Consider the following 24064-nt stretch of genomic DNA (forward strand, 5'->3'; position numbering starts at 1 on the left):
GCATGACGACACCCAACACCCAGGCCGACGAGATCCTGGTCGACTGCCAGTCGGTCTGGAAGATATTCGGCGAGAAAGCGCCCGAGGCGATGAAGGCGATCACCGGGCAGGGATTGTCCAAACGGGACATCCTGCAGAAATTCGGCTGCATGGTCGGCGTCTCGGGCGTGAGCCTGCAGGTCAGGCGCGGCGAGATCTTCTGCATCATGGGCCTGTCCGGCAGCGGCAAATCGACGCTGATCCGCCTGCTCAACCGGCTCATCGCGCCCACCCAGGGCCGGGTGCTGGTCAAGGGCAAGGACCTGGCCACCCTGGACGCGGCCGCCTTGCGCGACATGCGCGCCCACCACATCGGCATGGTGTTCCAGAGCGTGGCCCTGCTGCCTCACCGCACCGTGCTGGAGAACACCGCCTTCGGACTGGAGGTCCAGGGGGTGGCGAAGGGAGAGCGCAACAAGGTCGCGGCCGGGGCGCTGGAGAAAGTGGGCCTGGCGGACTGGAAGGACCACTACCCCGACGAGCTGTCCGGGGGCATGCAGCAGCGCGTCGGGCTGGCGCGCGCCATCGCGGCCGATCCCGAGATCATCCTGATGGACGAGCCGTTCAGCGCGCTCGACCCGCTGATCCGGCGGCAGCTGCAGGACGAATTCCGCGCGCTGACCAAGCAGCTGGGCAAATCGGCCGCCTTCATCACGCACGACCTGGACGAGGCGATCCGCATCGGCGACCGCATCGCCATCATGAAGGACGGCGTCCTGATCCAGGTCGGGACCGCCGAGGAAATCGTCCGCAATCCGGCCGACGACTACGTGGCCGAATTCGTGGCCGGCATCTCGCGCCTGAATCTCGTCAAGGCCCGCTCCATCATGCGTCCGGTCGCCGAGTTCCGCGCCGCGCACCCCGACGTCGCCCTCGACGCCCTGCCGCGCGCCGCGTCCGAGGCCGACATCGCCGAACTGATCGCCCTGTCCACCCGGACAGGCCTGGACGCGGTCGCGATCATGGACGACGCCGGTCCCGTCGGCGTCGTGTCCCCCCGCGACCTGCTCAAGGGCATCCAGGGCGACCCGGCCGCCCGGCCCGCTGCCGGCTGAGGCCGGCCCCCAGGAGAGTTCACCATGAACGATACCGATCTGATCTCCGCGTTCGACGGCTGGATGGACGACGCCCTGGCCCACCTGACGGACAGTTCCAGCCAGGTCTTCACCGCGATCCAGGGCGGCCTGGAAGGCTTCTACGGCGCCATCCTGTGGCTGCTGGACCTGACGCCGTTCTACGTCGTGGCGCTCGCCATCGGCCTGCTGGGCTGGCGCCTGGTCGGCTGGCGTTTCGGCGGCCTGGCGGCCGTCGCACTGGCGGCCTGCCAGCTGATGAATCTCTGGCCAGAGACCATCGGCACGCTGGCCCTGGTGATCGCCGCCACGCTGCTGGCCCTGGCGGCCGCCATTCCGGCCGGCATCCTGAGCGGCTACGTCCCGGCGCTGGACCGGCTGGCCGCCCCCGTGCTGGACCTGGTGCAGACCCTGCCCCCGTACATCTACCTGCTGCCCGGGATCGCGCTGCTGGGCTACGGCCCCGCGACCGCCCTGGTCTCGACCCTGGTCGTCGCGATCCCACCGGCGTTCCGCCTGTCCTCGCTGGGCATGCGGATGGCGCCCATCGAATACATCGAACTGGGCATGGCCACCGGCATGACCCGCTGGCAGATGTTCGCCAAGATCCGGCTGCCCTTCGCCCTGCCCAGCATCATGGCCGGCATCAACCAGAGCCTGATGATGGCGTTCGGCATGGTCGTCATCGCCGGCATCGTCGGTTCCGGCGGCCTGGGCCAGACCATCTACGACGCGATCCGCAAGCTCGACATCGCCAAGTCCATCGACGCGGCCATCGCCATCGTCATCCTGACCATGATCCTGGACCGGCTCAGCCAGAGCGCCGACCGTTCCGGCCCCGGAAGGAGAAAGGCATGAACGGCATCCTCCCCCAATTCTCGCCCGGCGCGTTCCTGACCCCGGCGGTGGACTGGCTGAATACCCACTGGCATCCGTTCTTCGCCTTCGTCAGCGGCGTCATCCAGATCGTCCTGGACGGCGTCACGGCGCTGCTGCTGATCCTGCCGCCGTGGGGCCTGATCCTCGCGGCCGCCGGGCTGGCCCTGTGGGCACTGGGCCGGCGCCCGGCCGCCGTCACGGTCCTCGCGCTGGGCTTCTGCTGGGGCGTCGGCCTGTGGCAAGAAGCCATCCAGACGATCACCCTCGTCTCGGTGGCCGTCGCCCTGTCGGTCACGATCGCCTTTCCGCTGGGCGTGCTGGCATCCCGCCATCCGCGCCTCGCGGCCGTCCTGCGCCCCATCCTGGACATCATGCAGACCGTGCCGCCCTGGGTGTACCTGATCCCGGCCGTCATCCTCTTCAGCCTGGGCAGCGTCCCGGCCATCATCGCCACCATCGTCTACGGCATCCCGCCGATGCTGCGGCTGACCACGCTGGCGTTCAACCAGATCCCGAAGGATCTGCTGGAACTGGGCCAGGCGCTGGGCGCGCCGCCGCGCACCGTGCTGTTCAAGATCGAAGTCCCGGCCGCCATGCCCACGCTGCTGGTCGGGCTGAACCAGTGCATCCTGCTGTCGCTGGCGATGGTGGTGCTGGCCGGCCTGGTCGGATCGGGCGGCCTGGGGGCCGAAGTCACCCGCGGCCTGACGCGGATGGAGATGGGCCTGGGGCTGCGCGCCGGCCTGGCCATCGTCGCGGTGGCGCTGCTGCTGGACCGGCTGTCCAAGGCGGCGCTCGGCGGCGACGCGAGGAAGAAGGCCTAGGAGCGGCCGGAGCGCGCCGGCGCCCGGGCCGCCCCGGACGGCCGACGTCTACCGCGAATCCACGCGTCGGGATCGAGGTCCTGCAGGACCCGGAATGCCTGGAGCCGATGCGCCGCTTCATCGCCGGGCACCCGCGCCTCTGGAACGAGGACATCGGGGTCTGAAGGACGCGCACATGAAAAAGCCCGCCTCTTCCGAGGCGGGCCGGCCGGGGGCCCGTTTCGGGCGCCCCTTTTGCAAGATGAAGCCGTTTACGTCCGCTGCGCGGCCAGGCCGGCGTCGGCGGCCGGCGCGGCCGCCTTGCCGTCGAACAGGGCGGTCACGACCTGCCACATCACGCCCAGGCCGCCGACGATGAACACCACGTCGCCGAAGGTGCGGGTCCAGCGCAGGGTCTGCAGGATGTCCTGCTGCATGAAGGTCTCGCTGCGGGCCCACCAGGTGCCCACGCTGACGCTGGCGTGGAACTGCATCAGGCCGATGGGCAGCAGGCTCAGGGTGATCATCATCACCAGGCCGATGTTCATGCACCAGAACGACGTCTTCATGAGGCTGTCGTTGAAGCGCATGTTCGGACGCACGTAGCGCAGCACGAACAGGGTGAAGCCCAGGGCCAGGAAGCCATACACGCCGAACAGGGCCGCGTGCGCGTGCACCGCCGTGGTGTTCAGGCCCTGCACGTAGTAGAGCGAGATCGGCGGGTTGACCATGAAGCCGAACACCCCGGCGCCGAGCATGTTCCAGAACGCCACGGCGACGAAGAACTTCAGCGGCCAGTGCAGGTTTTCCATCCACGGCGCGCGTTCCTTCAAGCGCCAGTTTTCCCAGGCTTCGTAGCCCAGCACGACCAGCGGCACCACTTCCAGGGCGCTGAACGAGGCGCCGATGGCCATGATGGGGGTGGTGGTGCCGGAGAAGTACAGGTGGTGCATGGTGCCCGGCGTGCCGCCCAGCATGAACAGCACGGCCGAGCTCAGGCTGGCGATCGTGGCGCCGCGCTTGGACACCAGGCCCATGGTCGAGAAGATGAAGGCCAGCGCCGTAGTGGCGAACACTTCGAAGAAGCCTTCGACCCACAGGTGGACCACCCACCAGCGCCAGTATTCCATGATGGTGATGTTGGTCTTCTCACCGTAGGCCAGGCCGGCGCCATAGAACAGGCCGATGCAGATCACCGAGGCGCTGAACAGGGCCAGCAGGTTCTTGTCGCCCTTCTGCTTGAGCGCCGGCACGATGCCGCGCAGCATCAGGACCAGCCAGAACACGATGCCCAGGAACTTGCCGATCTGCCACAGGCGGCCGAGCTCGACGTATTCATAGCCCTGATGGCCCAGGAAGAAGCTCCATTCGGCCGGGATCAGGTGGGCGATGGCGGCGAAGTTGCCGGTGAACGAACCCACGACCACCAGGATCAGCGCCCAGAACAGGACGTCCACGCCGAGCTTCTGGTACTTGGGGTCCTTGCCGCCGTTGAGGATCGGCACCAGGAACAGGCCGGCGGCCAGGAAGCCCGTGGCGATCCAGAACAGGGCGGCCTGGATGTGCCAGGTGCGCACCAGCGAATACGGCAGCCATTGCGACACGTTGATGCCGTAGAAGGTCTGGCCTTCGACCGTATAGTGCGCGGTGAAGCCGCCGATGAAGATCTGCGCGACGAACAGGGCCACGACCAGGAACAGGTACTTGCCCAGGCCGCGCTGCGAGGCCGTCAGCGGGATCTGCAGGATCGGATCGCGCGCCGGCGCGGGGCCGTCGTCGTGCTCCTTGCGCGTGAACGCCCAGGCCCAGACCAGCAGGCCCACGCCCGCGATCAGGATGATCACGCTCATGATGGACCAGATGACGTTTTCCGCCGTCGGCACGTTGTCGATCAGCGGCTCGTGCGGCCAGTTGTTGGTGTAGGTGGCGACGCTGTCGGGCCGGTCGGTCGCGGCGGCCCAGGCGGTCCAGAAGAAGAAGTCCGCCAGGCGGGCGCGGGCTTCCGGCGACGGCAGCGTGCCTTCCTTCATGGCGAAGTGCCTGCGCGACTCGTGCATGGAGGCGTCGTCGCCGAACAGCTTGTCGTAGTAGGCGGCCGTCTGGGCGATCGCCTGGGCGCGCCGGTCGGACACCGTGACGACACCCGTGGCGGCGTCATAGGTGTTCTTGCGGTACTCTTCCTTCAGGCGGCGCTGCAGCGAAGCCTGGGCGTCCGCGTCCAGCTGGGAAAATTTCATCCCGTACTGTTCCTGCGCGGCCAGGTCGAGCCAGGCCGTCAGTTCGCGGTGCAGCCAGTCGGCGGTCCAGTCCGGCGCCTGGTAGGCGCCGTGCCCCAGGATCGAACCGACCGTCATCCCGCCCGCCGACTGCCAGGCGCTCTGGCCGTCCAGGATCTGGGTCCCGGTCGTCACGACCTTGCCATCGGTGGTGACCACCTGCGCCGGAATGGGGGGGGCGTGGTGATAGACTTCCTTGCCCATCCACCCCAGGACGGCGAATGCCACCAAAAGGACGCCGATCAGCGTCCACCATAACTTCTTGTACTCACCCATTCTGCGCTCCTTCTGCAGCCGCGAGAGGTTCCGGATACGGCGCCCGGTCGGCGCCACGTGGTTTGCTTCATCTTTCATGTAGCAATAAGCGTGCCAACTCCATCACCTAGGGAAACTACTGACGCAGATCAAAAGCGGTATTTTTTACCCTTTTAAACAGGGTGGAAAATACCTTTAGATGGTATAAAGCACCCTCATGGAAACCACGCTGCTCAACGACCTGTCCGCCGACCTGCCCGATGGCGTGCGCCTGCAGCGCGCCGCCACGGCCATCCGCGAGGCCTTCGCCTGCGACGCCGTCGGCCTGCTGATGCTGGACGCGGCCGACACCCTGCACCTGGTCGCCGCCGCCGGCCTGGCCCACGAGGCCCTGGGGCGGCGCTTCGTCGTCGCCCAGCATCCGCGCTTCGCCACCATCCTGTCGCGCCGGGAACCCACCTGGTTCGATCCCGAAAGCGTGCTGCCCGATCCCTACGACGGCCTGCTCGACGACCGCAAGGGTTCGCCGCTGCCGGTACACGACTGCATGGGCATGACGCTGTACCGCCAGGACCGCCCCTGGGGCATCATGACCCTGGACGCGCTGACGACCGGCGCCTTCGACGAGGCCGCGCGCGCGCGGCTGCTGCGGCTCGGCCTGATCCTGCAGGCGGCCGTGCGGGTCACCGACCTGGAACGAGAGAACCGCCAGCTGCGCCAGCTGGGCAGCACCCAGCAGGGGCTGGAGCGCATCGGCGAGGCCACCGAGATCCTGGGGCACAGCGAGGCCATCCAGTCGCTGCTGCACGAGCTGGACCTGGTGGCCGACTCGGACCTGCCCATCCTGCTGCTGGGCGAGACCGGCGTGGGCAAGGACCTGTTCGCCCGCCGCCTGCACCGGCGCTCGCGCCGCAGCCAGCAGCCCATGATCCAGGTGAACTGCGCGGCGCTGCCCGAATCCCTGGCCGAAAGCGAGCTCTTCGGCCACGTGAAGGGCGCCTTTTCCGGGGCGACGTCCGACCGCCCCGGGCGCTTCGAAGCCGCCCAGGGCGGCACCCTGTTCCTGGACGAGGTCGGCGAACTGCCGCTCAGCCTGCAGGCCAAGCTGCTGCGCGTGCTGCAGAACGGCGAGATCCAGCGGCTGGGCACGGACCAGGTCATCAAGACCGACGTGCGCATCATCGCCGCCACCAACCGCGACCTGAAGGCCAACACCCAGGCGGGGCTGTTCCGCACCGACCTGTACCACCGGCTCTCGGTCTACCCCATCCCGATCCCGCCGCTGCGCGAGCGCGACCGCGACGTCCTGATCCTGGCCGGCCATTTCCTGGAATTCAGCCGCGCGCGCCTGGGGCTGCGCGGCGTGCGCCTGTCCTACGAGGCCGAGCGCGCCCTGCGCCAGTACCCCTGGCCCGGCAACGTCCGCGAGCTGGAGCACGTCATCAGCCGCGCGGCGCTGAAGATGCTCAGCCGCGGCGCTTCGCGCGACCAGGTGCTGACCATCGGCCCGGAACTGCTGGACCTGGACATCCCTCCGCCCGAACCGCCCGCGGACGCCCCGGCGCGGGCCCTCGCCGCCGGCGACCCCGCGCCGGCGGCCGAGTCCGCGTCCGCCCAGGCCATTCCGCCGCTGCGCGACAGCGTCGAGGCCTGCCAGCGCCGCGCCATCGGCGAGGCCCTGGCCGCCACCCGCGGCAACTGGGCCCAGGCCGCGCGCGCGCTGGGGCTGGATCCCAGCAACCTGCACAAGCTCGCCCGCCGCCTGGGCATGAAGCACGAGCCCGGCACCCTGTCCTGAACCGATTCCGGCCGCCGCGCGCCGTCGCCGCGCCGGAACTATTCCGCATCGCCGCGCCTCCAACTACAATCCTCACGCTCGACCCGGCTCGGCGGGCGCCTCCGATCGTCCTACAAGGAACCGCACCCCATGCAATGGCAAGACGTCCTGATCGAAAGCGGCCTGTGGCTGGCCAAGGCCTACGCGCTCACCCTGGTGGCCGGCGCCGTCGTCATCTGGGGCCTGACGCGCTTCACGCGCTGGGGGCGGCAGTTCCGGCGCCTGAGCGCCGGTTATTTCTCCCTGCGCCGCAGCTGGAAGCCGCTGGCCGGCGTCGCCCTGATCCTGCTGCTGACGCTCGCGGCCGTGCGCCTGGACGTGCTGTTTTCCAATTGGTACAACACCATGTACAGCGCGCTGCAGGCGCTGGACGAGCCGGGCTTCTGGGCGGCCATGCTGCTGTTCTCGCTGCTGGCGGCCGTCCACGTGATCCGGTCCCTGTTCGACTTCTACGTCCAGCAGGCCTTCGTCGTGCACTGGCGCGAATGGCTCAATGAGCAGCTGCTGGGCCGCTGGATGCAGGGCCAGGCCTATTACCGCTCGCAATCGCTCAGCCACCTGGCCGACAACCCGGACCAGCGGATCCAGCAGGACATCACCAACTTCGCCCAGAGCTCCATGACCCTGGCCGTGGGACTGATCAACGCGCTCGTGTCCACCATCGCCTTCACCGTGATCCTGTGGAACCTGTCCGGCCCCATGACCGTGCTGGGCTACGAGATCCCCCGGGCCATGGTGTTCCTGGTCTTCATCTACGTGTTCCTGGCCACCCTGCTGGCCATCTGGATCGGCAAGCCGCTGATCCGGCTGAATTTCCTGAACGAGAAGCTGAACGCCGACTACCGCTACGCCCTGGTGCGCGTGCGCGAATACGCCGAAAGCATCGCCTTCTACCGCGGCGAGCGCGTCGAGGGCCGGACATTGCGCCACGGCTTCGCCCAGGTGATCGGCAACGCCTGGGACATCATCCACCGGTCCCTGAAATTCCTCGGCTTCAACTTCGTCGTGACCCAGACCGCCGTGGTCTTTCCCTTCATCCTCCAGGCGGCGCGCTTCTTCTCCAAGCAGATCAGCCTGGGCGACCTGATCCAGACCGCCCAGGCCTTCGGCCGCCTGCAGGACAACCTGTCCTTCTTCCGCAACATCTACGACAGCTTCGCCACCTACCGCGCCACGCTGGAGCGTCTGGCCGGATTCGACGACACCATCGACGCGGCCCGCGCCATGGAACTGCCGCGCACCCACCAGGACGGCGGCCGCCTGGCGCTGCTGGGCGTGACCGTGAACCGTCCCGACGGCCACGCGCTGATCCGCGACCTGAGCCTGGAAGTCGCCCCCGGCCAGCCGCTGCTGGTGCGCGGCCCGTCGGGCTCGGGCAAGACCACGCTGCTGCGGATGATCGCCGGCATCTGGCCGCACGGATCGGGCGAGATCATCCGCCCGGATTCCTCCGCCCTGTTCCTGGCCCAGAAGCCCTACCTGCCCCTGGGCACCCTGCGCCAGGCCCTGCACTACCCGCAGCCCGCCGACGAGGTCCCGCCCGGCCAGGACGAGGCCATCCTGGACCGCGTGCAGTTGGGCCACCTGCGCGACCGGCTCGACGTCGAGGACGACTGGAGCCGCATCCTGTCGCTGGGCGAGCAGCAGCGCCTGGCCTTCGGCCGCCTGCTGATCGCCCGGCCCCAGGCCGCGTTCCTGGACGAAGCCACGTCCGCCATGGACGAAGGCCTGGAGGACGCCATGTACCGCCTGCTGCGCGAACAGCTGCCGGAGGCCCGGATCATCAGCGTCGGCCACCGCGGCACCCTGCGCCGGCACCACGGCGTCGAGCTGACCCTGCAGGGCGAAAACGGCGGCTGGACCCTGAACCCGATCGAATGAACCCGCGCCGGGAGCCGGGCCATCGCCGCCCGGCGCTCCCGGGTACGGTACACTCGCCCTGGCCGCACCCTCTCCCAATGCCATGAATTACTACTTTCCCATCAAGCACCTGCACGTCACGGCCGTCAGCCTGAGCATCGTCCTGTTCCTCATCCGGGCCTACTGGTCCGTGACCGGATCCCCCCTGCTGCAGAAGCGCCTGGTGCGCATCCTGCCACACGTGATCGACACCGTGCTGCTGACCTGCGGCGTGATCCTGGCGGCCATGATCGGCCCCGAGCAGCCCTGGATCCTGACCAAGATCGTGCTGCTGATCGCCTACATCGGCGTGGGCTCGTATGCCATCAAGCGCGGCCGCACGCCCCGGGCGCGGCTGATCGCCGCCGTGTGCGCCGTGGCGATCTTCGCCTACATCGTCGGCGTGGCGCTGTCCAAGAGTCCCGCGTCCTGGTTCGCCTGATCCGGGCCCGTCCGGGGCCGGGTCGCCGTGATATAAATAAAACTTATATCCATCCGGGGACCCGACCGCCATGCTCGGCCTCAGCATCCGCCAGCTCGAAGTCTTCGTCGCGGTCGCCACGGCCGGGGGCGTGCGCCAGGCCGCCGACCGGCTGCACCTGACCCAGCCCGCCGTCAGCATGGCCCTGGGCGAACTGGAGCGCCAGCTGGGCGCCGCCCTGTTCGACCGCGAGCGCGGCCGCCTGCGCCTGAACGCCCAGGGCGCGGAACAGCTGCCCCTGGCCCGCGAGATCCTGGAACGCCTGGGCGACATGCAGCGCCGCCATCACGACGCCCGCGGCGCCCTGGAAGGCGAACTGCGCATCGGCGCCAGCAACACGGTCGGCAACTACCTGGTGGGGGAACTTCTGGGCCCCATCGCGGCCCAACATCCCATGGTGGCCTTGCATCTGACCGTGGACAACACCCGGGACATCACCCGCATGCTGCTCGACCATGCCGTCGACATCGCCTGCGTCGAAGGCCCCGTGCACCATGCCCAGCTCGAAACCCTGCCCTGGCGCAACGACGCGCTGGTCGTCTGCGCCGCACCGGCGCACCCCCTGGCGCAACGCGCGCGGCTGCAGCCCCGGGATTTCGCGGACGCCCGCTGGATCCTGCGCGAGCGCGGCTCGGCCACCCGCAGCCTGACCGAACAGGCCATGACCGCCCTGCCCCCGGGACGCATCCTGCTGGAGCTGGGCCAGATCGAGGCCATCAAGCAGGCCGTGATCGCCGGCCTGGGCATCGCCTGCCTGCCCTACGCCGCCACCCTGGACGCCGTGGCGACGGGCCGGCTGCGCGTGCTGCGCACGCCATTCCTGCAGCTCGACCGCCGCCTGTCCATCGTACTGCACCGCAGCCGCTATCGCGGCGCCCTGATCGAAGCCTTCCTGCAATCCCTGGAGATCGGATCCCATGCCCAAGACTGAATCCCGCCCGGCCGCCGCGGCCCATGCCTACGAAACCCGCGCCCTGGTGCTGCAAGGCGGCGGCGCGCTGGGCGCCTACCAGGCGGGCGTCTACGAAGGCCTGCACGAGGCGGGCATCGAACTGACCGACCTGGCGGGCATCTCCATCGGCGCGCTGAACGCCGCGATCATCGCCGGCAACCCGCCCGAGCGGCGCATCGAACGGCTGCATGACTTCTGGAACACCATCTGCCAGCCCTACGTCGGCCCGGTGGCCAACCCGCTGCTGGAGCACAGCCTGTTCCAGATCAACGACCTGGCGCGCCAGTTCCTGGGCGCGCTGCACGCCGGCAGCGCCCTGATGGTCGGGCAGAAAGGCTTCTTCCACCCCCGCTTCCCGCCCGCGGCCCTGTCCGCCGCCCTGGACCCGGCCTGCGTCGGCCACTACGACACCCGCCCGCTGAAGGATACGCTGGAATCCCTGTGCGACTTCGACCGCATCAACGACGCCGGGCTGCGCGTGTCGATCGGCGCCGTCAACGTGCGCACCGGCAATTTCGCCTATTTCGACAACCGCCGCACCCGCCTGCGGCCAGAGCACTTCATGGCCTCGGGCGCCCTGCCCCCGGCCTTCCCCGCCATCGAGATCGACGGCGAGTACTACTGGGACGGCGGCCTGGTGTCCAACACCCCCCTGTCCTGGATCCTGGAACAGAGCCTGGCCCGCGACACGCTGGTGTTCCAGGTGGACCTGTGGTCGGCGCGCGGCCCGGTGCCGCGCAGCCTGAGCGAAGTCGGCGACCGCGTCCAGGACATCCGCTATTCCAGCCGCACCCGGCTGGTGACCGACCAGATGCAGGCCTACCGCAGGATGCAGCGCCTGCTGCGCCAGGTCCTGGACCGCGTGCCGGCCAAGCAGCGCGACGGCGACCCGGCCTGCCGGCAGGCCGCCGAACTGGCCAGCGACAAACGCAGCAACATCATCCACCTGATCTACCGCGACAAGCCCTACGAGCAGCACTTCCGCGACTACCAGTTCGGCCTGGCGACGATGCGGGAGCACTGGGCCATGGGCCTGCACGACATCCGCGGCACGCTGGCCCACCCCCGGTACCTGGCGATGCCCGAGAACGCGGCCGGATTCATCACCCACGACGTGCATCGCGATGAAATCGAAGAGAGCATGAAATGAACGACCTGACCGTCTACGGCATCCCCAATTGCGACACCGTCAGAAAAGCCCGCGCCTGGCTGGATGCGCGGCAGCGGCCCTACCGGTTCCACGACTTCAAGAAAGCCGGCGTGCCCGAGGCGCGATTGCCGCAGTGGATCGCCCAGGCGGGCTGGGAAAAGCTCGTCAACCGCCAGGGCACGACCTGGCGCAAGCTGCCGCCCGACCAGCAGGCGCGGATCCAGGATGCCGCCAGCGCCGCCCGGCTGATGCTGGACCAGGCCAGCATCATCAAGCGCCCGGTGGTCGAGTGGCCCGACGGCAGCGTGACGGTGGGTTTCAACGAGGCGACCTGGGCGGAGAAGCTTTAGGCCGGTGCCCCAGCACGATGGCGGAAATGGCCACCAGGACCGTACCCGCCACCTGGAGCACCGTAATCGGCTCGCCCAGGAACAGCCAGGCCAGGAACAGGATCGACACCGGCCCCAGCAGCCCCAGCTGGGCCGTGAGCGGCGCCCCGATGCGCGCCACCGACCACATGATCATGAACGTCGGCAGCACCGTGTTCACCGTGGCGTGAATCAGCGACAGGCCATAGACAGGCAGGCCCTGGTCCAGCCCGGCCAGGCCCTTGACCGCGAAAAAATGCACCATCGTCACCCCGGCCGACACCGTCATCGCATAGGCCGTCAGCCGGGTGGCCGTGACCCGCTCGACCAGTTCGCCCGAGCCGATCAGGTACATGGAATAGGAAAACGCCGCGCCCAGCACGCAGGCCGAGCCCAGGACGACGTCATCGCCCGTGATCGACAGGTCGGCCCAGAACACCAGGGCCACCCCGCCGTAGGCCAGGGCCATGGCCAGCCACTGGCGCGGCGCGATGGGCTTGCGCAGGAACCAGGCGGAAAACAGCAGCACGAAAGTCGGCGCGAGGAACAGGATCAGGCGTTCCAGCCCGGCGGAAATGTACTGCAGCCCCAGGAAATCCAGGAAACTGGACAGGTAGTAGCCGATGAAGCCCAGCAGCGCGATGCGCAGGCTGTCGCGCCGATCCAGCCGGGCCAGCAGCCCGCGGCGCGCACGGGACATCTGCGCCAGGGCGATCCCGGCGAAGAACGGCAGCGCCAGCAGCATGCGAAAACCGATCACGTCCAGCGCGTCCACCCCGTGCAGGTACAGCAGCTTGGCGACGATCGCCTTGGCCGAGAACAGCACGGCGCCCAAGCCCGCCAGCACGAAACCGGTCCAGAACATGCCGCGGGAGGGCATCGCCATTTTTGTTTGCCTAGTCAGATATTGATGTGATAGCATTTTAACATCATGCAATCTCCCGGCACTCCAGACACCCCCGCGGTCGGCCAGCCCTGCTGCCACTACGGCGGCAACCCGACCGAATTGGGGGCGGACCGCAACATCGGCCTGCTGATCAAGCACGTCCACACCCTGATGCACCGGGTCATCGACCTGAAGGCCGGCCCGCTGGGCCTGACCGCCAACCAGTGGCGCCCCCTGCTGCTCATCGAGCACAAGGGCGTCGACACCCCGGCCGAGATGGCGCGGGCCATGGGCGTGGACACCGGCGCCGTCACCCGCACCCTCGACCGCCTGGAATCCAAGGGCTTCCTGCGGCGCGAGCGCGTGCCCGAGGACAGGCGCGTCGTGAAGGTCGTGCTCACGGACACCGGCCGGGAAGTCGCCGCGCGCATCCTGCCGGCCATCGCGGAGACGCTGAACATCCACCTGCAGGGCCTCTCCGAGGCCGAGATCACCATGCTCTTCGCCCTGCTCAAGCGCATGATCGCCAACGGCGAGCAGCACCTCCTGCAACAGGCCGCCGAGCACCCTCCGGAGCCCTGACCCCGGGATGCCCGGCCGGCCGGCCCGCGCCTATATAATTGCCTAGTCAGATACAGACCCTATCAATAATATTCAGCTTCCTGTCAGCATGAAACCGCTCATTCCCCTGCTGCTCGCCCTGTCGCTTTCCGCCTGCGCTCCCATGGATCCGGGCGCGCCCGCCACCCGGGCGCTCGATGCCCAGTCCCTGGGACTGTCCGACGACACCATCGCCTGGCCGGGCGAACGGTGGTGGACGCGCTACCAGGACGCCCAGTTGGACGGCCTGATCGACCAGGCCCTGCGCTCGAACCCGTCCCTGGACGCCGCGGCGGCCCGCGTGCGCATCGCCCGGGCCGCCGCGCGCGGCGCGCGCGCCGTGCAATGGCCGCAGATCAACGCCAACTACCACCTGACGCGGCAGCGCTACAGCGAAAACTACATCTATCCGCCCCCCCTGAGCGGCTCGTACCAGACCGACACCGGGCTGGGACTGCAACTGGACTTCAACCTGGACCTGTGGGGCCGCCAGCGCGCGCTGGCCGGCGCCGCCGCCCAGCGCGCCGCCGCGGCCGAAGCCTCCCGCCGGCAAGCCCGCGTGCTGCTGGTCTCGGCGGTTTCCCAGGCCTACTTCCAGTTGCAGAACGCCCAGGCCCAGGCCGACGCCATCGGCCACATCGCCAGCAAGCTGCAGGAAGCCCTGGACATCACCCGCGACCGCTACAAGAACGGCCTGGGCACCCAGGTGGACGTGGACCAGGCCGACTCGGCGGTCTCGTCCGCCCGGGTGCAACTCAGCCAGGCGCGCAACAACGTCCAGCTGCTGCACCACCAGCTCGCCGCCCTGCTGGGCCAGTCGCCCGAACAGCTGCCGGCCCTGGCCGCGCGCCCGGGCGCCGCGCTGCCGCCCGACGTACCCGGCCATCTGCCCATGGCCCTGCTGGGCCGGCGCGCCGACATCACGGCCGCGCGCCTGCAGGCCGAGGCGGCCGGCGCCGAGGTCTCCGCGGCCAAGGCCGATTTCCTGCCCAACATCGACCTGTCGGCCGCCGCCGGCTACCTGTCGCTGGGCCTGGACAAGCTGGTCCGCGGCAGCAGCGAAAACTACAGCGCCGGGCCGGTCATCACCCTGCCGATCTTCAACGCCGGCGGCCTGAACGCCCGGCTGGAAGGCCGCCGCGCCGAGCGCGACGAGGCCATCGCCCGCTACAACGAAACCATCCTGGGCGCCCTGCGCGAAGTGGCCGACGCCCGCGACTCGATCCGGTCGCTGCATGAACAGATCCGCCACCAGGAAGCCAGCATGAAGGCCATCACCTCGGCCTACGACGTGGCCCTGCGCCGCTACAAGGCCGGCCTGGGCGACTTCGTGCAGGTGCTGCTGGCGCAGAGCGAAGCCCTGAAGCAGACCGTCCAGACCACCGATCTGCACGCCCAGGCCTATCTGCTGGACGTGCAGCTGGCGACCGCCCTGGGCGGCGGCTACGTCCAGGACGACGGCACGCCGAACGCCGCCGCGAACCCGACCCAACAGTGAACTTTCCTTCGACCGCATCATGACCGCATCCAGTCCCAGCACCTCCCCCGCCCGCACCCGCCTGCTGCTCTGGGCCACCGGCGTCTTCGTCCTGGCCGCCCTGCTCTACGGCGCGTGGTGGCTGCTCTTCGCCGCCCATTACGAATCCACGGACGACGCCTACGTCCACGGCAATCTGGTGCAGGTCAGCGCCCAGATTCCCGGCACGGTCGTCGCCATCGGCGCCGAGGAAACCCAGGCCATCGCCCAGGGCGTCCGCCTGGTGACCCTGGACGGCAGCGACACCGACATCGCCCTGGCCCAGGCGGAAGCGGCCCTGGCCCAGACCGTGCGCCACACCCAGACCCTGTTCGTGCAGAACGACGCCCTGGCGGCCGACGTCGCCGTGGGCGAGGCCAACGTCGCCCAGGCGGAAACGCAGCTCAGCAAGGCGCGCAACGACCTGCAGCGGCGCGACGCGCTGCGCGGCACCGGCGGCGTCAGCGGCGAAGAACTGCTGCACGCCCAGGTTGCCGTGAAATCCGCCGAGGCCAGCCTCGCCCAGGCCCGCGCCGGCCTGGCGGCCGCGCGCGCCAAGCTGGCCACCAACCAGGCCCTGACCCGGGGCAGCACCGTGGCCACTCACCCCGACGTGCTGCAGGCCGCCGACCAGGTGCGCCAGGCCTGGCTGGCCGGCGTTCGCACCCGCGTCCTGGCCCCGGTGGGCGGCATGGTCGCCCAACGCTCCGTCCAGCTCGGACAGCGCATCCAGCCGGGCACGCCGCTGATGACGATCGTGCCCCTGGACAGCCTGTGGGTGGAGGCCAACTTCAAGGAAAACCAGCTCGACGCGATGCGGCCCGGCCAGAAGGCCACGCTGGTCTCCGACCTGTACGGCGGCAAGATCGTCTATCACGGCACGGTCGTCGGCATCGCCGCCGGCAGCGGCAGCGCCTTCGCCCTGCTGCCGGCGCAGAACGCCAGCGGCAACTGGATCAAGGTCATCCAGCGGGTGCCCGTGCGCATCCGCCTGGACCCGAAGGAACTCCAGGAGCATCCCCTGCGCGTGGGCCTGTCCATGACGGTCGAGGTCGACCTGTCCTCCGCCCCCAAGCAGGCGGACGAAGGCAAGCCAGGCCAGGACGGCCAGGCGGCCGAGCCCGCCCTGAGCACCCCGGTCTACGACCATGACCCGGCCGAGGTCGACGCCCGCATCCGCCAGATCATCCAGGACAACATCGGCTCATGAGCACCACGCCCACCACCCTGGAAGACGACGCCGGCCAGGGGCCGGACGACGCGCCCGCCGCCCCGGCCCAGCCGCCCGCCGGGGGCTATCCGCCCCTGGAAGGCAGCGCCCGCACCTTCGGCACCATCGCCCTGTCGGCCGCCGTGTTCATGAACGTGCTGGACTCGTCGATCGCCAACGTCTCCATTCCCACCATCGCCGGCGACCTCGGGGTCAGCGCCACCCAGGGCACCTGGGTGATCACATCGTTCGCCGTGGCCAACGCCATCACCGTGCCGCTGACCGGCTGGCTGACGCAGCGCTTCGGCCAGGTGCGCCTGTTCGTGCTGTCGGTCCTGCTGTTCGTCATCAGTTCCTGGCTGTGCGGCTTCGCCTGGTCGCTGGAATCGCTGGTGTTCTTCCGCGTGCTGCAGGGCGCGGTGGCCGGGCCGATGATTCCCCTGTCGCAGTCCCTGATGCTGGCCAGCTATCCCAGGGCCAAGGCCGGCATGGCCCTGGCGCTCTGGTCCATGACCATCCTGGTCGGCCCGATCGCCGGGCCGCTGCTGGGCGGCTGGATCTCGGACAACTACTCCTGGTCCTGGATCTTCTACATCAACGTGCCAGTCGGCCTGCTCGCCGGCTGGGCCTCGTGGCAGGTCTACAAGGCCCGGGAATCGCGCCGCGTCCACCTGCCCATCGACCGCATGGGCCTGTTCCTGCTGGTCGTCTGGGTCGGCGCCCTGCAGTTGATCCTGGACAAGGGCAAGGAGCTCGAATGGTTCGCCAGCCCGCTGATCTGCGTGCTGGCCGTGACCACGGTCGTGGCCTTCGTCTATTTCGTGATCTGGGAGCTGACCGCCGCGCATCCGGTGGTGGACCTGACCCTGTTCGCCCAGCGCAACTTCACCTCCGGCACCATCGCCCTGTCGGTCGCCTACGGCGTGTTCTTCGGCACCGTCGTGCTGCTGCCCCTGTGGCTGCAGAACACCATGGGCTACACGGCCACCTGGGCGGGCGTGGCCTCGGCCCCGGTGGGCATCCTGGCCATCATCCTGTCGCCGGTGGTGGGCAAGATGCTGGCCCGCCACGATCCGCGCCCGATCGCCACCATCGCCTTCCTGATCTTCGCCCTGATCAGCTACATGCGCGCCCAGTTCAACACCAGCGTGGACCTGTACACGGTGATGCTGCCCACCTTCATCCAGGGCGCGGCCATGGCGACGTTCTTCATCCCGCTGACGACGATCTCCCTGTCGGGCCTGAGCCCGGACCGCATCCCCGCCGCCGCCGGCCTGTCGAACTTCTTCCGCCTGGTCTGCGGCGCCTTCGGGACCTCGATCACCACCACGATCTGGGACAACCGCGCCACGCTGCACCACAGCCGCCTGACGGAGGTCGCCCGCCCCGGCGAACCGGCCTTCGACCACATCATGGGCGGCCTGCAGGGCCTGGGCGTGGACCCGCAGCGCGGCGCGGGCATGCTGGACGGGGTGATCAACCAGCAGGCCTACACGATGTCGGCCACCGACATCTTCTACGCCTCGGCGCTGATCTTCCTGGTCCTGATCGGCCTGATCTGGCTGGCCCGGCCGAAGTCGGCGGCGCACGGCGGATCGGGGGCGTCCGCGGGCGCGCATTGATCCGTGCGCGAGGCGCAAAGCGCTTTGCGCACACACGAAAATTTATGCTATAGTTTCGCTTCTTCGCAGTTCCCCGATAGCTCAGTCGGTAGAGCGACGGACTGTTAATCCGCAGGTCCCAGGTTCGAGCCCTGGTCGGGGAGCCAAGAAATTCAAGGACTTAGGTGAAAACCTAAGTCCTTTTGTTTTGCCTGTATTGGACGGGATATTAGACGCTGTCCAATATCCAGTAGTTTTATGCCCGCCACCGCGCGCACCGCGCCCCGGCATCGCGGCGCCCCGTCCGATCGCCACATCCGGTGACGCACGCTTACTTCGCGTACGGCCATACCGCCCCTGCGCGGCGTTCGCCGATGTTACGCTTTCAGTTCCGGCAACACGGTGAAGCGGCCCCGCGCCGGGCCGCGACGGAACCACGCCATCGCGAAGGAAGCAGATGGAACGCCACGTCCACGACAAACCGACCCAACGCGAATCCCTGGCGATCAATTACGCCAAGGCCATGGGCATCGTCATGGTGGTCATCGGCCACTACCACGGGGCGCTCTTCGATTTCTACCGGCCGTACACCTTCCACATGCCCCTGTTCTTCTTCATCGGCGGGCTGCTGCTCGACCCGCGCGCCGGCGCGCGGAAATTCTACGCGGGGATCGCCAGGAAGCACGTGCTGTACGCGATCTCGACCTACCTGGTGATCGGATCGGTGGCGGTCCTGTTCAGGAACGGCCTGGGCGTCGACATCCAGGGCGACCCATTCGGTGGCGGCTCGATCCTCGACATCCTGCGCGCCAATTACCGGACGAACTTCGAGCAGAACACCTATTTCCTCGTCCTCTGGTTCATCGTCTGTTATGCGGTCACCTCGTCCGCGCTGTTCCCGCTCATCAAGGCGACGCACGAATGGAAATTCGCATCCGGAGCCTACGTCCTGGCGATCCTGGCGCTGGGATACCTCGGCATGGAAACCTTCGCCGGCCGCTTCCAGGCCGGCCGGGACATCGGCTACAACTACCTGAGCCAATGCTGCGTCGCATCCGCCTTCTATCTGGCCGGATACGTGGCCAGGCCGTTCCTGTGGAAGCTCCTGAACCTGTACGGATTCATCGCCGCGTTCTTCATCATGTACGTGTCCTCGCAGGCGGGCTTCGACCACGCGGTCGTGATGGCCTGGAGCAAATACCCGGACGGATTCCTCATGGCATTCATCAGGATCTGCTGCGGCATCTATTCGACGTTCTACCTATCGTGGGTGCTGTCCAGCGAAAGGATGGATCTGTTCGAGGCGGCCGGCAAGGAATCGAAGGCGATCATGAGCTATCACCTGATCGGCTACCTGTTCCTCGACCTGGCCTTCCAGGCGCTGGGACTCTACGACATCCGGGACGCCGCGCCGCTGGACCACTTCCACAGCCCGGTGTTCTCTCCGCTCTACATCATCCTGCCCACGCTGATCCCGGTCGCCTGCGCGATCTACTGCAGGAAGGCGAAGGCCGGGATCGCCAGGCGCCTCGCGCCGGGCTAACGCCCCCGCCACCGGTCCATCTGCCGCCGGTCGCGCTTGGTGGGACGGCCCTCCTCGAAATCCCGGGCCGGCTCGGGCGCCAGGCGGCGCATCTCGGCGGCGTGTTCCCGCGCCGCCACGCTGTCGGAGGTTTCCTCGTACAGCAGCGCGGCCTTGGGCGCCGGGCCGCGCACCAGGCTGAGCGCACGCACCCGGACCCGCACCGGCGGGCTGCCGGCCCGGCGCACTTCGACCAGGTCGTCCACGGCGATCTCGCGGGCGGGCTTGACCGATTGGCCGCCGACCAGCACCCGCCCGGCGTCGATCTCATGCGTCGCCAGGCTGCGGGTCTTGAAGAAACGGGCGGCCCACAGCCATTTGTCCAGTCGCATCCTGTCCATCGCGCATCCATCCTGCCTGTTCGCGGCGCTCCGAGGGGGCCGCCGCTCCCCGGGGGGGCTTGCGGGCGTCCCGCCCGGCTTGTCCCCCACCCAAGGCAGGATTATCGTCGATCCATGACGAACCCCCTCTACACCATCGGCCACTCCAACCGCGGCCTGGACGAGTTCATCGACCTGCTGGCCCGGGCCGGCATCGAATGCCTGGCCGACATCCGCACCGTGCCGCGCTCGCGGTCCAACCCGCAGTTCAACCGGGACACCCTGCCCGAGACGCTGGCGGACCGCGGCATCGCCTACGAGCACATGGCCGACCTGGGCGGCCTGCGCGGCAAGTCGAAGACCGTGCCGGCCGATACCAACGGATATTGGGAAAACGACAGCTTCCACCACTACGCGGACTACGCCCTGGGCGATGCGTTCCGCCGGGGACTGGAGGCGCTGATCGCGCGGGGCCGGGCCCGGCCCACCGCCATGATGTGCTCGGAATCGGTCTGGTGGCGCTGCCACCGGCGCATCGTGGCCGATCACCTGATCGCCCGGGGCATCCCCGTGCTCCACATCATGGGTGCGGGCCGGCTGGAGCCGGCCAGCCTGACGCCGGGCGCCGTGGTCCGGGACGACGGTTCGGTCGTGTATCCGGAACCCCGGCCGCCGGAAGCCGCACCGCCCGCGCCCTGACCGCGCGCCCGAGCGCGCGCCTTGCCGTTCAACTCGCCGTCAGCCTCGTAATCACCTGCATCCGCCCGGGCCGGGCCGCACGACCGGAACCCGCGCCGCGCCTGATTCCGGATGGAGCGCCTTCCGGACGCGGCGGAACACCTGATTACAAACCGGCGAATGGCCCGGACGAACTTCCGTCCCGCGCGGCGTTCTGAGCATCAGGTGGTCCGCCACCGGCCCGGACACAAGGGTGTCGGGGCGTTCTCTGGAGTTGATGTCATGACGACACGTTCCCGCATTGCTTTCCTGGTCGCCTGCTCGGCCGCCGTCCTCGGCCTCACCACGGCATCCGCCTTTGCCGCCGATGCGCCCGCCAGCCAGCCCGCCGCGCAATCCGCCCCGCAGCATGCCGGCAAGAAAATGGCCACCCACCATGCCAAGGCGACGAAAGGCCACCAGAGCACGACGGCGCACCACGCCAAGGCCAAGAAAGCCCCCGCGCAATGAACCCGGGGCACGGGAGCGCGGCACGCCGCGTTCCCGCCCGCCCTTCCACGCCGCCGGCTCGCGCCCGCGGCGTTTTTCGTTTTTCACACAGCCTCGCCGGGACTTCCGATACACTGGGTTCCTTTTCCGTTCCCCGTCCCGACCCGCCGCATGCACCCGCACCGCCACGCCCTGCACAACGAGCTGCACGCCCGCCCCTCGATGTATTTCGACGCGCCGGCCCAGGTCTTTCACCTGGCCTTCCTGGACGAGCACGAGTCGGCGGAAACCATCGTCCGCTCGCTGTGCGACCGCCACGTCGCGCTGGCCGATCCCACCCTGCCCCAGGGCGAATTTCCGGTGGGCGGCGCGCGGCTCAAATGGGAGCGGCACACCGAATTCCTGACCCTGACCCTGGTGATGCCCGGCGCGCAAGCCACGCCCTGGGCCGCCCTGCCGCCCGTGCTAGCCGAAGTCGCCGAGGCCCACAGCGCCCTGCTGATCAACGCCGATCAGGTCTGCGTGGAATCCGAGGCCACCTGGCGCGGATCGATCGACGACTACGGCTTCAAGGATCCGGTCGGCTCCAGCCTGGACGACGGCAAGGCCCTCGTCTGGAGCGACCTGCGCCTGAACGGCAACGGGCTGAACCGCATGCTGGTGCTCAACCGGCAGTTCGACGGCCGGCGGCTGGGCCGCATGGTGCGCCGCCTGCTGGAAGTCGAGACCTACCGCCTGATGGCATCCCTGACCCTGCCCGTCGCCCGCGCCCTGGGCGCCGAACTGCGCCAGTACGAGCAGGAACTGGCCGCCCTGTCCGATGCCAACGCCCGCGCCGAATCCCAGGAAATCAAGGCCCTGCTGGAACGCATCACCCGCCTGTCGGCCCGGATCACCCAGACCAGCGCCCGCACGCGGCTGCGTTTCAGCGCCACGGAGGCCTATGCCCAGCTGGTCTTCGAGCGCATCGCGGAACTGCACGAAAGCCGCACCGGCGACTGCCAGCAGCTGGGCACCTTCATCGCCCAGCGCTTCCGCCCCACGGTGCGCTACTGCGCCTCCACCGACCAGCGCCTGGGCCGCATCGGCAGCGCCGTGTCCCACCTGAGCAGCCTGCTGCAGGCCCGCGTCCAGGTCGAGATGGAGGAGCAGAACAGCCAGATCCTGCAGAATCTGAGCACCCGCGCCGAAACCCAGATCAAGATCCAGAAGGCGGTGGAAGGCCTGTCCATCATCGCCATCAGCTATTATCTGTTCAGCCTGTTCAAGCTGCTGTACCAGGGCGTGCTCACGCTGGGATTCGAACTGCCGCCCCGCACCGCCCTGCTGGCAGGCACGCCGCTGGCGGCGCTGATCATCGGCGCGATCGCCTACCGCATCCGCAACGCACGGCGCCACTGACGCCATCGACACCACCGCCCGACCATGCCCACCCTGCACTTCCGCAGTTTCCTGCTGCTGCTGACCGCCGTCTCGATCGCCTTCATCAGCATCCTGCTGCCCTTCTACGCGGCGATCTTCTGGGGCGGCGTGCTGGCGGTGATCTTCAGCCCCCTGTACCGGCGCCTGCTGCGCGCCCTGGGCGGACGCAGCCCCAGCCTGGCGGCCTTCCTGACGCTACTGTGCATCACCCTGATCGTGATCCTGCCGATGCTGTTCATCGCCGCCTCGCTCGCCAACGAGATCGCCGGGCTGTACACCCGCATCAATTCCGGCCAGTTGAACCTGGGCGGCTACTACGAGCAGATCGTCGGCGCCCTGCCGCCTTCCGTGCACGGCTGGCTGGATTCCTTCGGCCTGGGCGACCTGCTCAGCATCCGCGAGAAACTCTCGACCGGCGCCCTGCAGGCCAGCCAGTTCCTGGCCAAGCAGGCCGTCAACATCGGCCAGAACACGTTCCAGTTCGTGGTCGGCCTGGGCATCATGCTGTATCTGCTGTTCTTCCTGCTGCGCGACGGAGCCGTCATCGTGCCCAGGCTCAAGCGCCTGATCCCACTGGAAGACTCGCACCGCCACGGCCTGTTCCAGAAATTCGCCACCGTGGTGCGCGCCACGGTCAAGGGCAACATCGTCATCGCCGTCACCCAGGGCCTGCTGGGCGGCCTGATGTTCGCCTTCCTGGGCATCCAGGGCTCCCTGTTCTGGGGGGTGACGATGGCCTTCCTCTCCCTGCTGCCGGCCGTGGGCGCCTCGCTGATCTGGGTGCCGGTCGCCATCTACTTCCTGGTCACGGGGGCCCTGTGGCAGGGCATCGTCCTGATCCTGTTCGGCGTGCTGGTCATCGGGCTGCTGGACAATCTGCTGCGCCCCATCCTGGTGGGCAAGGACACCAAGCTGCCCGACTACGTGGTGCTGATCTCCACCCTGGGGGGCCTGTCGGTGTTCGGCCTGAACGGCTTCGTCATCGGCCCGCTGTTCGCCGCGCTGTGCATGGCCTGCTGGGACCTGTTCCCCGACGCGATCGCCCAGCACCAGCAGGGGCTGCGGGACATCAAGCCCACAGAATCGCCAGATTCACCGCCAGAGCGGCTCCCCAGATGATCGAGCGCACCGTGCCGCGTCCCAGGACATAGGCCAACACGTACAGCATCCGCAGGGCCACCCAGGCGCCCATCAGCCCCGCCAGCCGGCCCGGCTGCGCCCCGGCGTGCAAGGCGTACAGCACGGCGGCATAGAAGAACGGCAGGCCCTCGAACAGATTGGCCTGCGCCGCGTTGGCACGCGCCCGCCAGCCCTCCTGGGCGGCCAGCCAGGGGCGCGGATCATTGTTGTCGAACCGGCGTCCGCCGGCCTTGGCCGCCAGCGCGGCCCCGTACGGCAGCACGGCCGCCGCCACCATCAATCCCTGGATCCAGCCCATTCCCAACCTCTCTCGGACAGATATTCGACGTTCGTCCGTATTATGACGGCACACGGCTGCGGCGTGGCGCAATCCCGCGCTCGAAGCGGCCGCGCGCCGCCCATCCCGCCGCCTTCCAAATCGCGGAAAAATTCATGTACAATGGCTGGCTTTGGTGATGGGCATGAATCTGCTTCATCGCCAGACCGGCGGAACGCCCCGGGCGCCCGCCGTCGCCGGCTTAGCTCAGTTGGTAGAGCAGCTCATTCGTAATGAGAAGGTCGGGGGTTCGACTCCTCTAGCCGGCACCAATCGAATCGACGAAAACGCC

At 68.6% G+C, this 24064-nt stretch carries 22 protein-coding genes and 2 tRNA genes; 20 read left to right on the top strand and 4 right to left on the bottom strand.

The features are described 5' to 3' along the window. The first annotated feature begins 2 nt into the window (after window positions 1–2). From ACFO27_RS10205 to ACFO27_RS10215, 3 genes are read left to right on the top strand one after another with little or no spacing between them, the layout of a single operon-like run. Window positions 3–1094 carry a quaternary amine ABC transporter ATP-binding protein gene (locus ACFO27_RS10205; protein WP_376817233.1) on the top strand — a complete coding sequence of 364 codons (1092 nt, stop codon included), beginning with the start codon at window positions 3–5 and terminating at the stop codon, window positions 1092–1094. Between the two features lie 24 nt (window positions 1095–1118). Further along, window positions 1119–1970 carry an ABC transporter permease gene (locus ACFO27_RS10210; protein ID WP_376817234.1) on the top strand — a complete coding sequence of 284 codons (852 nt, stop codon included), beginning with the start codon at window positions 1119–1121 and terminating at the stop codon, window positions 1968–1970. Continuing rightward, window positions 1967–2815, top strand: coding sequence for an ABC transporter permease (locus tag ACFO27_RS10215; RefSeq protein ID WP_376817235.1), 849 nt, complete (start codon window positions 1967–1969; stop codon window positions 2813–2815). Before ACFO27_RS10210 ends, ACFO27_RS10215 begins: the two co-directional genes overlap by 4 nt. 251 nt (window positions 2816–3066) lie before the next feature. Here ACFO27_RS10215 and ACFO27_RS10220 read toward each other — a convergent pair whose 3' ends face one another. After that, a complete protein-coding gene (locus ACFO27_RS10220) occupies window positions 3067–5346 on the bottom strand; it encodes a nitric-oxide reductase large subunit (protein WP_376817236.1) in 2280 nt (759 codons plus the stop codon). 196 nt (window positions 5347–5542) lie between these two features. Here ACFO27_RS10220 and norR point away from each other — a divergent pair, with 196 nt between their 5' ends. The 6 genes from norR (at window position 5543) to ACFO27_RS10250 (ending at window position 11994) form a co-directional block, all read left to right on the top strand. Beyond that, window positions 5543–7123, top strand: a complete 1581-nt coding sequence (norR, locus tag ACFO27_RS10225) for a nitric oxide reductase transcriptional regulator NorR (protein WP_376817237.1) — start codon at window positions 5543–5545, stop codon at window positions 7121–7123. Window positions 7124–7252: 129 nt separating this feature from the next. Next, complete coding sequence (locus ACFO27_RS10230) at window positions 7253–9043, top strand: ABC transporter ATP-binding protein/permease (protein WP_376817238.1); 1791 nt, start codon at window positions 7253–7255, stop codon at window positions 9041–9043. 82 nt (window positions 9044–9125) lie between these two features. Next, window positions 9126–9503 carry a SirB2 family protein gene (locus ACFO27_RS10235; protein ID WP_376817239.1) on the top strand — a complete coding sequence of 126 codons (378 nt, stop codon included), beginning with the start codon at window positions 9126–9128 and terminating at the stop codon, window positions 9501–9503. 70 nt (window positions 9504–9573) lie between these two features. Beyond that, window positions 9574–10473 carry a LysR substrate-binding domain-containing protein gene (locus tag ACFO27_RS10240; RefSeq protein WP_376817240.1) on the top strand — a complete coding sequence of 300 codons (900 nt, stop codon included), beginning with the start codon at window positions 9574–9576 and terminating at the stop codon, window positions 10471–10473. Continuing rightward, a complete protein-coding gene (locus tag ACFO27_RS10245; RefSeq protein WP_376817241.1) occupies window positions 10460–11644 on the top strand; it encodes a DUF3734 domain-containing protein in 1185 nt (394 codons plus the stop codon). The genes ACFO27_RS10240 and ACFO27_RS10245 overlap by 14 nt, the downstream gene beginning before the upstream one ends. After that, the gene (locus ACFO27_RS10250; RefSeq protein ID WP_376817242.1) at window positions 11641–11994 is read left to right on the top strand and encodes an ArsC family reductase; all 354 of its coding nucleotides are present in this window, start codon (window positions 11641–11643) and stop codon (window positions 11992–11994) included. Before ACFO27_RS10245 ends, ACFO27_RS10250 begins: the two co-directional genes overlap by 4 nt. Here ACFO27_RS10250 and ACFO27_RS10255 read toward each other — a convergent pair. Further along, window positions 11963–12916 (bottom strand): DMT family transporter, encoded by a 954-nt coding sequence (locus tag ACFO27_RS10255; protein WP_376817276.1) that lies wholly within the window; start codon window positions 12914–12916, stop codon window positions 11963–11965. The two genes, ACFO27_RS10250 and ACFO27_RS10255, sit on opposite strands and share 32 nt — an antisense overlap. A 27-nt stretch (window positions 12917–12943) precedes the next feature. Here ACFO27_RS10255 and ACFO27_RS10260 point away from each other — a divergent pair, with 27 nt between their 5' ends. The 6 genes from ACFO27_RS10260 to ACFO27_RS10285 all read left to right on the top strand — a co-directional run bounded on the left by ACFO27_RS10260 (window position 12944) and on the right by ACFO27_RS10285 (window position 19368). Then, entirely contained in the window at window positions 12944–13480 is a 537-nt protein-coding gene (locus ACFO27_RS10260) for a MarR family winged helix-turn-helix transcriptional regulator (protein WP_376817243.1), read from the top strand. Between the two features lie 88 nt (window positions 13481–13568). Then, window positions 13569–14996 (top strand): efflux transporter outer membrane subunit, encoded by a 1428-nt coding sequence (locus ACFO27_RS10265; RefSeq protein WP_376817244.1) that lies wholly within the window; start codon window positions 13569–13571, stop codon window positions 14994–14996. Between the two features lie 19 nt (window positions 14997–15015). After that, on the top strand, window positions 15016–16224 hold the full coding sequence (locus ACFO27_RS10270) for an HlyD family efflux transporter periplasmic adaptor subunit (protein WP_376817245.1): 1209 nt from the start codon (window positions 15016–15018) through the stop codon (window positions 16222–16224). Further along, a complete protein-coding gene (locus ACFO27_RS10275) occupies window positions 16221–17846 on the top strand; it encodes a DHA2 family efflux MFS transporter permease subunit (protein WP_376817246.1) in 1626 nt (541 codons plus the stop codon). The genes ACFO27_RS10270 and ACFO27_RS10275 overlap by 4 nt, the downstream gene beginning before the upstream one ends. 70 nt (window positions 17847–17916) lie before the next feature. Beyond that, a tRNA-Asn gene (locus ACFO27_RS10280) sits at window positions 17917–17992 on the top strand. Between the two features lie 290 nt (window positions 17993–18282). Beyond that, window positions 18283–19368 (top strand): acyltransferase family protein, encoded by a 1086-nt coding sequence (locus tag ACFO27_RS10285; protein ID WP_376817247.1) that lies wholly within the window; start codon window positions 18283–18285, stop codon window positions 19366–19368. On the opposite strand, the gene ACFO27_RS10290 is transcribed toward ACFO27_RS10285, so the two are convergent. Further along, a complete protein-coding gene (locus ACFO27_RS10290) occupies window positions 19365–19748 on the bottom strand; it encodes an RNA-binding S4 domain-containing protein (RefSeq protein ID WP_376817248.1) in 384 nt (127 codons plus the stop codon). The two genes, ACFO27_RS10285 and ACFO27_RS10290, sit on opposite strands and share 4 nt — an antisense overlap. Window positions 19749–19862: 114 nt before the next feature. On the opposite strand from ACFO27_RS10290, the gene ACFO27_RS10295 reads away from it, so the two are divergent. From ACFO27_RS10295 to ACFO27_RS10310, 4 genes are all read left to right on the top strand, one after another. Then, the gene (locus ACFO27_RS10295) at window positions 19863–20426 is read left to right on the top strand and encodes a DUF488 domain-containing protein (RefSeq protein WP_376817249.1); all 564 of its coding nucleotides are present in this window, start codon (window positions 19863–19865) and stop codon (window positions 20424–20426) included. Between the two features lie 261 nt (window positions 20427–20687). Next, window positions 20688–20915 carry a hypothetical protein gene (locus tag ACFO27_RS10300; RefSeq protein ID WP_376817250.1) on the top strand — a complete coding sequence of 76 codons (228 nt, stop codon included), beginning with the start codon at window positions 20688–20690 and terminating at the stop codon, window positions 20913–20915. A 150-nt stretch (window positions 20916–21065) separates the two neighbouring features. Continuing rightward, entirely contained in the window at window positions 21066–22295 is a 1230-nt protein-coding gene (locus tag ACFO27_RS10305) for a DUF3422 domain-containing protein (RefSeq protein ID WP_376817251.1), read from the top strand. Window positions 22296–22319: 24 nt separating this feature from the next. Next, on the top strand, window positions 22320–23435 hold the full coding sequence (locus ACFO27_RS10310; protein ID WP_376817252.1) for an AI-2E family transporter: 1116 nt from the start codon (window positions 22320–22322) through the stop codon (window positions 23433–23435). Here ACFO27_RS10310 and ACFO27_RS10315 read toward each other — a convergent pair. Further along, window positions 23386–23754: an MAPEG family protein gene (locus tag ACFO27_RS10315; RefSeq protein ID WP_376817253.1), complete on the bottom strand. Its 369-nt coding sequence runs from the start codon at window positions 23752–23754 to the stop codon at window positions 23386–23388. The genes ACFO27_RS10310 and ACFO27_RS10315 overlap by 50 nt on opposite strands. Window positions 23755–23968: 214 nt before the next feature. On the opposite strand from ACFO27_RS10315, the gene ACFO27_RS10320 reads away from it, so the two are divergent. Then, window positions 23969–24044: transfer RNA gene (locus tag ACFO27_RS10320), tRNA-Thr, on the top strand. The last annotated feature ends 20 nt before the right edge of the window (window positions 24045–24064 follow it).

This window comes from Castellaniella denitrificans, from assembly GCF_042653765.1.
Lineage (GTDB): Bacteria > Pseudomonadota > Gammaproteobacteria > Burkholderiales > Burkholderiaceae_B > Castellaniella > Castellaniella denitrificans.

What these genes read in the sequence shown, in the direction of transcription:
- ACFO27_RS10275 (WP_376817246.1), top strand. Translation starts at nt 16,221, where the DNA reads ATGAGCACCACGCCCACCACCCTGGAAGACGACGCCGGCCAGGGGCCG.
- ACFO27_RS10240 (WP_376817240.1), top strand. Translation starts at nt 9,574, where the DNA reads ATGCTCGGCCTCAGCATCCGCCAGCTCGAAGTCTTCGTCGCGGTCGCC.
- ACFO27_RS10245 (WP_376817241.1), top strand. Translation starts at nt 10,460, where the DNA reads ATGCCCAAGACTGAATCCCGCCCGGCCGCCGCGGCCCATGCCTACGAA.
- ACFO27_RS10265 (WP_376817244.1), top strand. Translation starts at nt 13,569, where the DNA reads ATGAAACCGCTCATTCCCCTGCTGCTCGCCCTGTCGCTTTCCGCCTGC.
- ACFO27_RS10210 (WP_376817234.1), top strand. Translation starts at nt 1,119, where the DNA reads ATGAACGATACCGATCTGATCTCCGCGTTCGACGGCTGGATGGACGAC.
- norR (WP_376817237.1), top strand. Translation starts at nt 5,543, where the DNA reads ATGGAAACCACGCTGCTCAACGACCTGTCCGCCGACCTGCCCGATGGC.
- ACFO27_RS10270 (WP_376817245.1), top strand. Translation starts at nt 15,016, where the DNA reads ATGACCGCATCCAGTCCCAGCACCTCCCCCGCCCGCACCCGCCTGCTG.
- ACFO27_RS10260 (WP_376817243.1), top strand. Translation starts at nt 12,944, where the DNA reads ATGCAATCTCCCGGCACTCCAGACACCCCCGCGGTCGGCCAGCCCTGC.
- ACFO27_RS10220 (WP_376817236.1), bottom strand. Translation starts at nt 5,346, where the DNA reads ATGGGTGAGTACAAGAAGTTATGGTGGACGCTGATCGGCGTCCTTTTG.
- ACFO27_RS10305 (WP_376817251.1), top strand. Translation starts at nt 21,066, where the DNA reads ATGCACCCGCACCGCCACGCCCTGCACAACGAGCTGCACGCCCGCCCC.
- ACFO27_RS10215 (WP_376817235.1), top strand. Translation starts at nt 1,967, where the DNA reads ATGAACGGCATCCTCCCCCAATTCTCGCCCGGCGCGTTCCTGACCCCG.
- ACFO27_RS10230 (WP_376817238.1), top strand. Translation starts at nt 7,253, where the DNA reads ATGCAATGGCAAGACGTCCTGATCGAAAGCGGCCTGTGGCTGGCCAAG.
- ACFO27_RS10290 (WP_376817248.1), bottom strand. Translation starts at nt 19,748, where the DNA reads ATGGACAGGATGCGACTGGACAAATGGCTGTGGGCCGCCCGTTTCTTC.
- ACFO27_RS10300 (WP_376817250.1), top strand. Translation starts at nt 20,688, where the DNA reads ATGACGACACGTTCCCGCATTGCTTTCCTGGTCGCCTGCTCGGCCGCC.
- ACFO27_RS10235 (WP_376817239.1), top strand. Translation starts at nt 9,126, where the DNA reads ATGAATTACTACTTTCCCATCAAGCACCTGCACGTCACGGCCGTCAGC.
- ACFO27_RS10315 (WP_376817253.1), bottom strand. Translation starts at nt 23,754, where the DNA reads ATGGGCTGGATCCAGGGATTGATGGTGGCGGCGGCCGTGCTGCCGTAC.
- ACFO27_RS10295 (WP_376817249.1), top strand. Translation starts at nt 19,863, where the DNA reads ATGACGAACCCCCTCTACACCATCGGCCACTCCAACCGCGGCCTGGAC.
- ACFO27_RS10285 (WP_376817247.1), top strand. Translation starts at nt 18,283, where the DNA reads ATGGAACGCCACGTCCACGACAAACCGACCCAACGCGAATCCCTGGCG.
- ACFO27_RS10310 (WP_376817252.1), top strand. Translation starts at nt 22,320, where the DNA reads ATGCCCACCCTGCACTTCCGCAGTTTCCTGCTGCTGCTGACCGCCGTC.
- ACFO27_RS10205 (WP_376817233.1), top strand. Translation starts at nt 3, where the DNA reads ATGACGACACCCAACACCCAGGCCGACGAGATCCTGGTCGACTGCCAG.
- ACFO27_RS10250 (WP_376817242.1), top strand. Translation starts at nt 11,641, where the DNA reads ATGAACGACCTGACCGTCTACGGCATCCCCAATTGCGACACCGTCAGA.